Source organism: Paraburkholderia fungorum (assembly GCF_046027215.1).
Lineage (GTDB): Bacteria > Pseudomonadota > Gammaproteobacteria > Burkholderiales > Burkholderiaceae > Paraburkholderia > Paraburkholderia fungorum_D.
In genome coordinates, this window is the sequence record NZ_JAQQEN010000001.1 from 1854752 (window position 1) to 1867135 (window position 12384).

The 12384-nt window shown below is 62.9% G+C and carries 12 protein-coding genes; 7 read left to right on the top strand and 5 right to left on the bottom strand.

Translation table 11 applies throughout. The features are described from left to right. Nucleotides 1–3 precede the first annotated feature (3 nt). The 4 genes from PQR27_RS08255 to PQR27_RS08270 form a co-directional block, all read right to left on the bottom strand. Entirely contained in the window at nucleotides 4–1155 is a 1152-nt protein-coding gene (locus tag PQR27_RS08255; protein WP_408523133.1) for a DegT/DnrJ/EryC1/StrS family aminotransferase, read from the bottom strand. A 137-nt stretch (nucleotides 1156–1292) separates the two neighbouring features. After that, complete coding sequence (locus tag PQR27_RS08260) at nucleotides 1293–1664, bottom strand: SMR family transporter (protein ID WP_408523135.1); 372 nt, start codon at nucleotides 1662–1664, stop codon at nucleotides 1293–1295. 25 nt (nucleotides 1665–1689) lie between these two features. Continuing rightward, the gene (locus PQR27_RS08265; RefSeq protein ID WP_408523136.1) at nucleotides 1690–3441 is read right to left on the bottom strand and encodes a glycosyltransferase family 39 protein; all 1752 of its coding nucleotides are present in this window, start codon (nucleotides 3439–3441) and stop codon (nucleotides 1690–1692) included. Between the two features lie 358 nt (nucleotides 3442–3799). Beyond that, entirely contained in the window at nucleotides 3800–4174 is a 375-nt protein-coding gene (locus PQR27_RS08270; protein WP_408523137.1) for an Mth938-like domain-containing protein, read from the bottom strand. Between the two features lie 501 nt (nucleotides 4175–4675). On the opposite strand from PQR27_RS08270, the gene PQR27_RS08275 reads away from it, so the two are divergent. The 7 genes from PQR27_RS08275 to moaE all read left to right on the top strand — a co-directional run bounded on the left by PQR27_RS08275 (nucleotide 4676) and on the right by moaE (nucleotide 11576). Then, nucleotides 4676–5923, top strand: coding sequence for a pyridoxal phosphate-dependent aminotransferase (locus PQR27_RS08275; RefSeq protein ID WP_408523138.1), 1248 nt, complete (start codon nucleotides 4676–4678; stop codon nucleotides 5921–5923). 76 nt (nucleotides 5924–5999) lie between these two features. Then, complete coding sequence (locus PQR27_RS08280; RefSeq protein WP_408523139.1) at nucleotides 6000–7331, top strand: homoserine dehydrogenase; 1332 nt, start codon at nucleotides 6000–6002, stop codon at nucleotides 7329–7331. An 8-nt stretch (nucleotides 7332–7339) separates the two neighbouring features. Beyond that, nucleotides 7340–8791, top strand: a complete 1452-nt coding sequence (gene thrC / locus PQR27_RS08285) for a threonine synthase (protein WP_408523140.1) — start codon at nucleotides 7340–7342, stop codon at nucleotides 8789–8791. Nucleotides 8792–8987: 196 nt separating this feature from the next. Next, a complete protein-coding gene (locus PQR27_RS08290; protein WP_408523141.1) occupies nucleotides 8988–9311 on the top strand; it encodes a hypothetical protein in 324 nt (107 codons plus the stop codon). A gap of 223 nt (nucleotides 9312–9534) precedes the next feature. Further along, nucleotides 9535–10764: a molybdopterin molybdotransferase MoeA gene (locus PQR27_RS08295; RefSeq protein WP_408523142.1), complete on the top strand. Its 1230-nt coding sequence runs from the start codon at nucleotides 9535–9537 to the stop codon at nucleotides 10762–10764. 26 nt (nucleotides 10765–10790) lie between these two features. Continuing rightward, nucleotides 10791–11048 carry a molybdopterin converting factor subunit 1 gene (moaD, locus tag PQR27_RS08300; RefSeq protein WP_408523143.1) on the top strand — a complete coding sequence of 86 codons (258 nt, stop codon included), beginning with the start codon at nucleotides 10791–10793 and terminating at the stop codon, nucleotides 11046–11048. Nucleotides 11049–11099: 51 nt separating this feature from the next. After that, entirely contained in the window at nucleotides 11100–11576 is a 477-nt protein-coding gene (gene moaE, locus PQR27_RS08305; RefSeq protein WP_408523144.1) for a molybdopterin synthase catalytic subunit MoaE, read from the top strand. A gap of 44 nt (nucleotides 11577–11620) precedes the next feature. On the opposite strand, the gene PQR27_RS08310 is transcribed toward moaE, so the two are convergent. Next, on the bottom strand, nucleotides 11621–12163 hold the full coding sequence (locus PQR27_RS08310) for a group III truncated hemoglobin (protein WP_408523145.1): 543 nt from the start codon (nucleotides 12161–12163) through the stop codon (nucleotides 11621–11623). Between the last annotated feature and the right edge of the window lie 221 nt (nucleotides 12164–12384).

Genomic DNA, 12384 nt, shown 5'->3' on the forward strand with positions numbered 1-12384 from the left:
CGCTTATTTTCCGTATTGTTCGCAAATTTCATTGACCGCGCGGCAGACCCGCTCTACATCGCCCTCGTTCATCAGCGTGAACAGCGGCAGCGTGACGGTGGTGGCGCCGAAGCGCTCCGCGTGCGGGAACATCCCTTCCCTGAAGCCGCGCGCACGGTACAGCGAGAACAGGTGAATCGCAGGATAGTGCACGCCCGAGCCGATGCCGCGCTCTTTCAGTTCGCCCATGAAGCCGGCGCGGTCGATCGACAGTTTTTCGAGCGGCAGCGTGATCTGGAACATATGCCAGTTGCTGTTTTCGGAGTCGGCAAACGGCAGGCCGACGCCCAGTTTCACCGCCGCGCCGCCGTGCAGCCCGGCGAAGTACGCGCGCACCAGCTTCCTGCGCTGCGCGAGGAAACGCTCCAGATGCGGCAACTGGCCGAGGCCGACGCGCGCGGCGACGTCAGTCAGGTTGTACTTGCCGCCGAGCACGTCGCAGTCCATGCCGTCGAAGCCGGTGCGCGTGATGCCTTGCAACCGGTACTTCTGCGCGAGAATCGCTTCTTCCTCGTTATTTAGCACCAGCGCGCCGCCTTCGATCGAGGTCAGGTTCTTGTTCGCGTGGAAGCTGAACGAGACCAGATCGCCGAGCCTGCCGATGCGCTCGCCTTTCCAGGTCGAACCGAATGCCTGAGCGGCGTCTTCGATCACGCGCAGCCTGTGGGCGCGGGCGATTTCATACAGACGGTCCATGTTGACCGGCAGGCCCGACAGATAAACCGGAAGCAGCGCCTTGGTGCGCGGCGTGATGGCCTTTTCAAGCAGATCGAGGTCGATATTGCGGGTGACCGGATCAATGTCGACGAACACCGGCGTGGCACCGACTTCGTAGATCACGTTGCTGGTCGACACCCAGGAGGCAGGCGTGGTGATGACTTCGTCGCCAGCGCCCACGCCGGCGATGCGCAGACCGATTTCGAGCGTCGCCGTGCCGGAGTTGAACGTGCGCACCGGGCGGCCGCCGCAGAACTCGGACAGCGCTGCCTCGAACTTCTGGTTCTGCGGGCCGGTGGTGATCCAACCGGAGCGCAGCACGTCCGCGACGCCCTGGATCGTCTCTTCATCGATCTCGGGTTTGACAAACGGCAAAAACGGAACTGTTGACTGGCTCATGAATGCTTCGCTCGATTGAAAGGGCGCAACCCGAAGGGCGCGAAGTAAAGCACAAACTACCCGCTACGCGCAAACGCAGCGCCACCGCTAAAAAGGGCGCAACCGCGAAGGATACCGCGGTCGAGCCTGGGTCATGCCTAGCTGCGCGCCAGAACCACCACGCCGATCAGGATGATGCCGATCCCGATCAGCTTCTGCACCGACAGCACTTCGCCGAATAGATACCACGCTGCGAACGCGTTGACGACGTAGCCGAGCGACAACATCGGATAGGCAATCGACACATCCACCCGCGACAGCCCGATGATCCACACGACGAGGCTGATGACATAGCAGGCCAGCCCGCCGATGATCGGCGGCTGGGTTGCCAGCCGGAAGCCAATGGGCAGGATGTTCGCACGGGTGAATTCGAAGTGTCCAACGGCATTCGTTCCGGCTTTGAGCAGCAACTGCGCGCAGGCGTTCAACGTGACGCCCGCGAGGATACAAAAGAGGGAAATCGGGTTCATCGAACGGTCAGATCCTGATATGGGGTCATTGTTGTGGTTTTTCCATGGGTGCCGCCGCGTCGGGCGCCGCTGCGTCGGGCGCCGCCGCGTCTGAGGCCGCTAGGGGCTTCATCACCACCACCCGGCGCGAATCGCGCGTCACGACCTGCATCGGCAGGCCCTCCTTCAGGAGCGCGTCGTAGGTCGGCGGCGGCAGCAGCGCGAGCGCGTAGCGGTCGGCCTTCCAGCGTTCGACCCAGGCGTCGACCGAGGGCAGCCACTTTTGCGGTTCGACGGACACGCCGAAGGCTAGCTCGTCGGCATGTTCGACCATGATCATCGTGTGGTCGACGTAAAACGGCAGGGTGTGGTCGAGCACACCGACCGAGTAAAACGGCGTATCCGCGGGCAAACGGGCAATTTCGGCCTTGATGGCGGGGGCGAGCGGTGCGCCGGAGCTCAGGCGGCCGAACACGTCGTGACCCGTGCCGGCGATAGTGCCGAGCAGCAGCCACGCCGCGCCGAACGTAGCGATGGCGCCCAGGCTGCCGGCCCGGCCGCGGCGATTGAGCCACAGCGCGGCCAGCGTCAGCACGAAAGCGACGCCGAGCGCCGCCAGCACCCAGGTGCGGTATGCGACGTAGAGATCGGCCGGATTGCGCGCGCTGCCGAAGCGCGACATGAACAGCGCGGCAAAGGCTGCCACCACGAGAAACAGCGCGTATCCGGCCAGATGGCGGCGCAATTGATCGCGTGTGACGAGCGGCAGATACATGCCGATCAGCAGCGCGATCGCCGGAGCGATCGGCAGCGTATAGGACAGCAGCTTCGAGTGCGACGCGCTGAAGAACAGGAAAATGAAGATGGTCCATACCAGCATCATCAGGACCGGCGCAAAGCCGTTCGGCTGGCGCGGCAGGCGCCATGCGTGGCGAACGCTTTGCACGCAGACCGACAGCCAGGGCAGGAAGCCGATCAGCAGCACCGGCACAAAGTAATAGAAGGGCCCAGGACGGTTCTGTTCAGGTGTCAGGTAGCGTTTGAACTGCTGGACGATAAAGAAGAAGTTCAGGAATTCCGGGTTGCGTTGCTGCACCAGCACGAACCATGGCGTGACGATCGCAAAGAATACGATCAGTCCGCCGATCAGATGCAAGCGCTTCCAGACAGCCCAGTCGCGTGCGATCAGGGTGTACAGCACCAGCACCGCGCCGGGCAGGATCACGCCGACCAGGCCCTTGGACAGGACGGCGAGCGCCATCGCCCCCCAGCACACCCACATCCAGGCACGCACAGCGCCGCTCGGCAGGTTGGGACGCTGCGCTAGCAGCAGGGCGCACAGGGTGAGTTCCATCCAGAACGACAGGCCCATGTCGAGCGTGTTGAAGTGGCCCATCAGGCTCCAGTACGGCGAGGTCGCCAGCACGATCGCCGCGAACACGCCGGTTGCCGTGTTGAACACACGGGCGCCGGTGAAGCCGATCAGCAGCACGCCGGCAAAGCCTGTTAGCGCGGTGTAGAGCCGTGCCTGCCATTCGCCGATGCCGAACCACGCGAAGGTGAGCGCGTTCGCCCAGGTTTGCAGCGGCGGCTTCTCAAAATACTTGTAGCCGTTGTAGCGCGGCGTGATCCAGTCGCCGGTGACGAACATCTCGCGAGCCATTTCGGCGTAGCGGCCTTCGTCGCTGGGCAGCAGATGGCGCCAGCCGAGCGGCACGAACCAGATCACGGCGAGGGCCAGCACCAGCAGCAGGACGGCGGTGCGATTGAGCGGTAGCCTCGTCGGCGTATCGTTCATGGATTTCAACCTGTTGGGCGACGCCGCGTGGGCAGCGAGGCGATGTTATTCGGAAAACGGGCGGGGCGGCCATCCGCGGGGCGGCCAACCGCGGGGCGACCGTAAGCGGGCGGCCATCCGCGGGGGCATCCAGACGCAGGCCGACAATTCGCGGGGCGGCCGTCCGCAGGCCGGCCAACCGCGACGCCGGCCAACCGGCAGTTGCGCGCGGTCGCTGCACTAATGGCGCGCAGTGTACGTTATCGGCCGTGACGCGGCCAGGGTGCACCCTCAGTTCAGGGTCCGGCGGGCCCTGTGGAGCGTTGCAGTCGCCATAGGACCTATGCGATAGCCTCGCAGCGAGCACCGGTACGGCCGCTTACGCTTCGATCAGCAATGCGGCCGCGACCTTGCGGCCCTCGGCCATGAGAATGTTGTAGGTGCGGCAGGCGGCCTTGAAGTCCATCGTCTCGACGCCGATGCGCTTGGCGGCGAGCGCGGCGGTCAGGCGCGGATGCGGAAAGCGCAGGCGTTCGCCGCTGCCGAATACGACCACTTCGGGCGCCGAGTCGATCAGCATGGCAAAGTGCCCGGCCGTGAGGGCGTCGAAAGAGGAGACGGGCCAGGCGATGACGGGCGCCTGCGGCAGCACGAGAATGCTGCCCGAGTGGCGCACCAGATTGATTTCGACATAGTCGACGCCATAGCCGGTGACGGTATTGAGGGCGCCGCTGGAATCCTGATGTAATTTCAAATTCGTTTTCCGAAGTCGTCGTGAGACATCATGCGTGTTGGCGGCCTGACCGGCGGAGCGCAAGCAGGGCGGTTTGACGCGAGTGGGACACACGAGTGGGACAGAAGCGGCCGAAAAGGCTTGCCGATGCGGTTGGTGCATTGCGGAAGTCGGCCAAAATCCGCTAAATTATAACTTTTTAGCCGCCCAGCGGCGCCCCTCGCTTCGTGTGCTGCCATAAGCCGCACAGGGCAGACGGCTGCGGCCTCTTGACCACTCACCCAGGTCCGCGCGCTTTTCGCCCGCTTTCGCCGGTTTTTTGCCTGCTTTGGCCTGCTTTTACCTGCTTTTGACCGTTTCGCGGCTGTTCCGGCGCAATCCGCCGGTTGCGCGAAATGGCCCCGATCCGCGTCCGGCGGCCGTCGCCGGTCGTGCCGCGTCCGAATTCACCGTGTTGGCGGACTTGCCTGGGTCGCGTTTTTTCGCCCCCGCCTGTTCGCCCAAGCCTATCAACAGGATGAAGTGCCCGCCGTGAAACCGATTCTCAAATCCAACAAGTTGTTGAATGTTTGCTACGACATTCGCGGGCCCGTCCTCGAACATGCGAAGCGGCTCGAAGAAGAAGGCCACCGGATCATCAAGCTGAACATCGGCAATCTCGCGCCGTTCGGCTTCGACGCGCCGGATGAAATCATCCAGGACATGATCCTGAATCTGCCGGGCTCGTCCGGCTACTCGGATTCCAAGGGGGTGTTCGCCGCGCGCAAGGCGATCATGCATTACACGCAGCAAAAGGGCGTGCATGGCGTCGAACTGGACGACATCTACATCGGCAACGGCGCTTCCGAGCTGATCGTGATGGCGCTGCAGGGCCTGCTGAACGACGGCGACGAAGTGCTGCTGCCAGCGCCTGACTACCCGCTGTGGACCGCGGGCGTGAGTCTCTCGGGCGGCACGCCGGTGCATTATATCTGCGATGAATCGAATAGCTGGATGCCCGATCTGGACGACATCCGCGCGAAAATCACGCCGAACACGCGTGCGCTGGTGGTGATCAATCCGAACAATCCCACCGGTGCGCTGTATTCGGACGAACTGTTGCTCGGGCTGATCGAAATCGCGCGCCAGCATGGCCTCGTGATCTTTGCCGACGAGGTCTACGACAAGATCATCTACGACGGCAAGAAGCACACGTCGATGGCCGCGCTCTCCGAAGACGTACTCACGGTCACCTTCAACAGCTTGTCGAAGAGCTACCGCTCGTGCGGCTATCGCGCCGGCTGGATGTTCATTTCCGGCCTGACCGGCGAGAACCGCCGCAACGCAAAAGATTATTTCGAAGGGCTAGGCATTCTCGCCTCGATGCGCCTGTGCCCGAACGTGCCCGGCCAGTACGCGATCCAGACCGCGCTGGGCGGCTATCAGAGCATCAACGACCTGATCATGCCGAGCGGACGCCTGTACAAACAGCGCGAACTCGCGTATGACATGCTGACGGCGATCCCGGGCGTGAGCTGTGTCAAGCCCGAAGCGGCGCTGTACATGTTCCCGCGTCTCGATCCGAAGATCTACCCGATCCAGGACGACCAGCAGTTCATTCTCGACCTGCTGCTCGAAGAGCGTGTGCTGCTCGTACAAGGCACCGGTTTTAACTGGAAGACGCCGGATCACTTCCGCGTCGTGTTCCTGCCGAACGTGGACGATCTGGCGGATTCGATCAACCGGATCGCGCGTTTCCTCGACGGTTACCGCAAACGCCACACGGCTTGATGTGGATGGCGCGCCCGGTGCGCGCCGCCCACTGCCCCAGTTTCCTTTTAATCACTTACTCGAAAACACACGCTGCATGGAACCGATCAAAGTTGGACTGCTGGGCTTCGGCACGGTAGGCAGCGGCACCTTCACGGTACTGCGCCGCAATCAGGAAGAAATCAAACGCCGCGCGGGTCGAGGCATCGAGATTACGCGCATTGCAGTGCGCAATCCCGCCAAGGCGACCGCGGCGCTCGGCAGTGAAGCCGGCACCGTCGCGCTGACCGATGACTTCAACGCGGTGGTGGACGATCCGTCGATCGATATCGTGGCGGAAATGATCGGCGGCACCGGTGTGGCGCGCGACCTCGTGCTGCGCGCGATCAGGAACCGCAAGCATGTGGTCACGGCCAACAAGGCATTGCTGGCGGTGCACGGCACGGAGATTTTCGAGGCGGCGCGCGCCAACGGCGTGATGGTGTCGTTCGAAGCGGCGGTGGCGGGCGGCATTCCGATCATCAAGGCGCTGCGCGAAGGGCTGACGGCCAATCGCATCCAGTACATCGCCGGCATCATCAATGGCACGACGAACTACATCCTCTCGGAGATGCGCGACCGCGGGCTCGATTTCGCGACCGCGTTGAAGGCGGCGCAGGAACTGGGTTACGCCGAAGCCGATCCGACCTTCGACATCGAAGGCGTCGACGCCGCGCACAAGGCGACGATCATGAGCGCGATCGCGTTCGGCGTGCCGGTGCAGTTCGACAAGGCGTACGTCGAAGGCATCAGCAAGCTCGCCGCGATCGACATCAAATACGCTGAAGAACTCGGCTATCGCATCAAGCTGCTCGGCATCGCGCGCCGCACCGACAAGGGCATTGAACTGCGCGTGCATCCCACGCTGATTCCGGAAAAGCGCCTGCTGGCAAACGTGGAAGGCGCGATGAACGCCGTTGTCGTGCATGGCGACGCGGTCGGGACCACGCTGTACTACGGCAAGGGTGCGGGCGCGGAGCCGACGGCGTCCGCCGTGGTGGCTGATCTGGTCGACGTGACGCGCCTGCATACGGCCGATCCGGAGCATCGCGTGCCGCATCTGGCGTTCCAGCCGGACAGCCTGTCGAGCACGCCGATCCTGCCGATCGACGAAGTGACCAGCGGTTACTACCTGCGTCTGCGGGTGGCGGACGTGACGGGCGTGCTGGCCGACATCACGCGCATTCTCGCGGACACGGGCATCTCGATCGACGCGCTGCTGCAGAAGGAATCGGAGCAGGTCGACGCGAACGGCAAGGGCGAAACCGACATCATCCTGATTACGCACGAAACGGTTGAAAAGAATGTCAACGCTGCGATCAAAACGATTGAAGCGTTGAAGACCGTTGTCTCGCAAGTCACGAAGCTGCGCATGGAAGCGCTGAACTAGGCCGAACTATGAACTACCTCTCTACGCGCGGCGCCGGAGTCGGCGAGCGCCATACGTTTTCCGACATTCTACTGGGCGGTCTGGCGAAAGATGGCGGCCTCTACCTGCCGGCCGAATACCCGCGCGTAAGCGCGGACGAGCTGGCACGCTGGCGCACGCTGCCATACGCGGATCTCGCCTTCGAGATCCTGTCGAAATTCAGCGACGACATTCCCACTGAAGACCTGCGCGCGCTGACGCGCAAGACGTACACCGCCGCGACCTACTGCAACGTGCGCGACGACGAAAGCGCCGCGCAGATCACGCCGTTGAAGACGCTGGGCGTCGAGAACGGCGCGCCGCTGTCGTTGCTGGAACTGTCGAACGGTCCGACGCTTGCGTTCAAGGACATGGCGATGCAGTTGATCGGCAACCTGTTCGAGTACGCGCTGGCCAAGCACGGCGAGACGCTGAACATTCTCGGCGCGACCTCGGGCGACACCGGCAGCGCGGCTGAGTATGCGATGCGCGGCAAGAAGGGCATTAGCGTGTTCATGCTGTCGCCGCACAAGAAGATGAGCGCGTTCCAGACTGCGCAGATGTATAGCCTGCAGGATCCGAACATTTTCAACATCGCGGTTGAGGGCGTGTTCGACGATGCCCAGGACATTGTCAAGGCGGTCTCGAACGATCACGCGTTCAAGGCGAAGTACAAGATCGGAACCGTCAACTCGATCAACTGGGCGCGCGTGGTGGCGCAGGTCGTGTATTACTTCAAGGGCTATTTCGCCGCGACGAAGTCGAACGACGAGCGCGTGTCGTTCACGGTGCCGTCGGGCAATTTTGGCAATGTCTGCGCGGGTCATATCGCGCGCATGATGGGTTTGCCGATTGAAAAGCTGGTGGTCGCGACGAACGAAAACGACGTGCTGGACGAGTTTTTCCGCACGGGCATTTACCGCGTGCGCAAGGCGGCCGAGACGTACCACACGAGCAGCCCGAGCATGGACATTTCGAAGGCATCGAACTTCGAGCGTTTCGTCTTCGACCTGCTGGGCCGCGACCCGGCGCGGGTGTTGCAACTGTTCCGCGATGTCGAAGAGAAGGGCGGCTTCGACCTGGCGGCGAGCGGGGACTTTGCGCGCGTGCAGGAGTTTGGCTTCGTATCAGGGCGCAGCAGCCACGAGGACCGCGTGGAAGCGATCCGCGACGTGTTCGAGCGTTACGACACGATGATCGACACGCACACGGCCGATGGCCTGAAGGTGGCGCGCGAGCATTTGCAAGCGGGCATCCCGATGATCGTGCTGGAGACCGCGCAGCCGATCAAGTTTGGCGAAACGATCCGCGAAGCGCTGCTGCGTGAACCGGAACGCCCGGCCGCGTTTTCGGGTCTGGAATCGCTGCCGCAGCGGTTTGAAGTGCTGCCGGTGGACGTGCAGCGCGTGAAGGACTTTATCGTCGCGAACACGGGCGAGTAAGGCGTTTGGGGATCGAGTGCGGCGATGCACTCGCGCTCGATCCTCGGCATCAGCGCGCGGTCCGTTGCCGCGCCGATTGATCGCATCGAAATCCAACCCATGCCGTTACTTGCCGGTTGTCGCGGGTGCGGCATCATGCCAGTCCGTCGAAAGTATTTCGTCATATATAAATGAGCCTCACTCACGAGCGAGGCAAATGATGACATTTGAATCCAAATCTCTCGAAAAGTTAGTTGCCACGATTTACGGCGACGGACAAGTAACGATCACCGAATACATGGCGTTGCGCGACGATGCGGATCGTCGGATGGACGCTGTCATTGAGCAATTCGGAAAACACAATAATCTGACGGCGTTCCAGAAGTCGATGGATGTTTCGGTCCAGTTGCTACAACTCAGTGTTCTGCAGGCAAAGAAAGCGAAACTTACGGATAGCGGTGAGGCCGCGGTCAGAGACCTGGTGATCGCCCAGGTGGAATATCTGCGCGCGGGTTGTCAGTTGGCGCTGTCACTTCTGTAGAGCGGCCGGAGAATTCCGTAAGCCGGCGTCGCCCGTCCTCGCATCTGGAGTCGCGCGGTGGACGGCGGCGCCTCTGCCTCACGCAGGCGCGCCGCGCCCACTGACATGTCGACGATAGCAAAGCGTCGCCCATCCGCAGCCCCCCGCCAGTTACAATATTCCTTTAAGTCCCGCGCGTTCTCCATCGATGTCCACGCCTACGCCTTCTGTACCCCGCGCGCCGATGCTCTCTACCGCCGACGCCCTCGCAACGTTGCTAGTTGCCGCGGAACCGATCGCCGGCACCGAGGTCATTGCCACGCTGGAAGCGTTAAACCGCGTTCTGGCGAAAGACGTCGTCTCGCCGCTCGACGTGCCCCCAATGAACACGGCTTCAATGGACGGCTACGCGGTGAGCACCGCGGACCTGGCTGACGGCAATCGCCGCTTGCCGGTTTCGCAACGCATTCCAGCCGGCCACGCGCCCGAGCCGTTAAAGACACGCACGGCAGCCCGTATCTTCACGGGCGCTACGGTGCCACCGGGCGCCGACGCCATCGTGATGCAGGAACAAACCGAGGCTGCCGGCAACGAGGTCACGATCCTGCACAGCCCGGCACCCGGCGAATGGATCACGGCCCAGGGCGCGGACATCCGCAGCGGCTCGATCATCCTTCCAGCGGGCACGCGCCTGACGCCGCAAGCATTGGGATTGGCCGCCTCTGTAGGCTGCGCCGAGCTCCAGGTGCGCCGCCGCGTAAAAGTCGCCGTGTTCTTCACCGGCGACGAACTGGCCATGCCTGGCGAGCCGCTGAAACCCGGTGCGATCTACAACTCGAACCGCTTCACGCTGCGCGGGCTGCTGGAGAAACTAGGCTGCGACGTCACCGATTACGGCATCGTGCCCGATAAGCTCGACGCTACCCGTGCGACGCTGCGCGAAGCCGCGCAGGCACACGATCTGATCCTGACTTGCGGTGGTGTATCGGTCGGCGAGGAAGATCACGTCAAGCCCGCGGTCGAGGCGGAAGGGCGGCTCTCGATGTGGCAAATCGCGATGAAACCGGGCAAGCCGCTTGCGTTCGGCGCGGTGCGCCGCGCCGCTCACCAGGCAGAGGCGGCTTCGTCAGACGAAACCTTCTTCATCGGCCTGCCGGGCAACCCTGTCTCCAGCTTCGTGACATTTCTACTGTTCGTGCGTCCGTTTGTCCTGCGTCTGGCCGGTGTGCAGAACGTTGCGCCGCGCGCGTTGGCACTGCGCGCCGATTTCACGCAGAGCAAGGCTGACCGCCGCAACGAATTCCTGCGCGCGCGCGTCAATGCGGCCGGGGGCCTCGATCTGTTTCCCAATCAGAGCTCGGCCGTGCTGACGTCCACTGTATGGGGCGACGGCCTGATCGATAATCCACCGAACCACGCGATCAGCGCCGGCGAAACCGTGCGCTTCATTCCGTTTTCCGAATTGCTGAACTAAGGCCGGCAATAGCCGGTGGCGTCCTGATGAAGATACAACTCCGATATTTTGCGAGCGTGCGCGAAGCACTCGATACCGCTGACGAATCGGTCGATCTGCCCGACGGCATCGCCACGGTCGGCGACGTGCGCGCCTGGTTGCGCGTACGCGGCGGCATCTGGGCCGACACGCTCGCCGAAGGCCGCGCGCTGCGCATGGCCTGCAATCACGTGATGACCGATGCCGGCGCGCGCCTCACCGAAGGCTGCGAAGTTGCGTTCTTTCCGCCCGTCACGGGCGGCTGAACCGCGCCAGAACGTCGCGAGAACTTCGCGAAAACCGTCAAGGAGCCAGAGATGCCCGTTCGCGTCCAAACGGAAGACTTCGACCTCACAGCTGAAGTGGCCGCCTTGCGCGCGCGCAATCCGAAGATTGGCGCAGTCGCGTGTTTTGTCGGCACGGTGCGCGATCTGAACGACGGCAGCGCGGTGGAAACGATGGAACTCGAACACTATCCGGGCATGACGGAGAAGTCGTTGGAAGCGATCGTCGTGAGCGCTCGCGAGCGGTGGCCGGGAACCGAGGTACTGATCGTGCACCGGGTCGGCAAGCTTTATCCACTTGACCAGATCGTGCTGGTGGCCACCACCGCCACACACCGCGGCCACGCCTTCGCGTCATGCGAATTCGTGATGGACTATCTGAAAACCCAGGCGCCGTTCTGGAAAAAAGAGAAAACCGAGGCAGGCGAGCGCTGGGTGGATGCCCGCGTCACCGATGACGCCGCACTGGCCCGTTGGGGTATCGAGTCGGACAACCAGGCGATGGACTAGGGCCCGCGTTACTCCGCTGGGCACATGTCGCGCGCCGCGCCAGGTCAATCGTCCCGCGCCTTGCCGATGATGCGTGTCGGAAACGGTTCGCCACGCGGTCGCGCGGTTTCATGCGGTTCATCGTCGCGGGGGCGCCGTTTTGGCGCGATACGATCCAGCAAAGCCTGCTGCTCTGCCGGAATCGTGTAGTCCCAGCCGAAGCGGCTCAACTGCAAACTCTGCGCGATACGCAACGCCGGCTCCATGAAACGGATCGCCGCAGCGGGCTCGTAGCGCGACTCCACCGTATCCAGGAACAGGTACAACCAGCGGCTGAAGTGCTGCGGTTCGACGCCTTCGAGCGGCTGATGCGCCTGCTGCACGTTGCCGCGGTATTGCTTCGCGCCCAACACGAGGCTCGCCCAGAACGTGCACATCTTGGGCAGATGGTCGTCCCAGCGCCCCGCCAGCGTCGCTTCGAACACGGGGCCAAGTAGCGGGTCGGCGCGCACGCGATCATAGAAGCCGTAGACGAGTTCGCGAATATTCGCATCGGTGGGTTCGGCTGCGCGCTCGACGCCCGGCGCGGCGGGAAAGGACGGATTCATACGATTTCCAGAAAACTCGGCTATGCGCGACGCATTGTCACAGGCCGTCAGAATGGCCTCAAACTGTGTCAAAACGAAAAGGAAGTAGGCCGCGAATCCCCCGCTTTTCGTAGAAATGGTTCGGGCGGGAAACGGTACCATTACTGCCGGAAGACAAACTCCGCCAGTCAGCGCAAAATAATTAAATATGCACAAGGCCTGCATCTTATGGCGAAGCGACG

What these genes read in the sequence shown, in the direction of transcription:
- PQR27_RS08255 (WP_408523133.1), bottom strand. Translation starts at nt 1,155, where the DNA reads ATGAGCCAGTCAACAGTTCCGTTTTTGCCGTTTGTCAAACCCGAGATC.
- PQR27_RS08260 (WP_408523135.1), bottom strand. Translation starts at nt 1,664, where the DNA reads ATGAACCCGATTTCCCTCTTTTGTATCCTCGCGGGCGTCACGTTGAAC.
- PQR27_RS08265 (WP_408523136.1), bottom strand. Translation starts at nt 3,441, where the DNA reads ATGAACGATACGCCGACGAGGCTACCGCTCAATCGCACCGCCGTCCTG.
- PQR27_RS08280 (WP_408523139.1), top strand. Translation starts at nt 6,000, where the DNA reads ATGGAACCGATCAAAGTTGGACTGCTGGGCTTCGGCACGGTAGGCAGC.
- thrC (WP_408523140.1), top strand. Translation starts at nt 7,340, where the DNA reads ATGAACTACCTCTCTACGCGCGGCGCCGGAGTCGGCGAGCGCCATACG.
- PQR27_RS08290 (WP_408523141.1), top strand. Translation starts at nt 8,988, where the DNA reads ATGATGACATTTGAATCCAAATCTCTCGAAAAGTTAGTTGCCACGATT.
- PQR27_RS08295 (WP_408523142.1), top strand. Translation starts at nt 9,535, where the DNA reads ATGCTCTCTACCGCCGACGCCCTCGCAACGTTGCTAGTTGCCGCGGAA.
- moaD (WP_408523143.1), top strand. Translation starts at nt 10,791, where the DNA reads ATGAAGATACAACTCCGATATTTTGCGAGCGTGCGCGAAGCACTCGAT.
- moaE (WP_408523144.1), top strand. Translation starts at nt 11,100, where the DNA reads ATGCCCGTTCGCGTCCAAACGGAAGACTTCGACCTCACAGCTGAAGTG.
- PQR27_RS08310 (WP_408523145.1), bottom strand. Translation starts at nt 12,163, where the DNA reads ATGAATCCGTCCTTTCCCGCCGCGCCGGGCGTCGAGCGCGCAGCCGAA.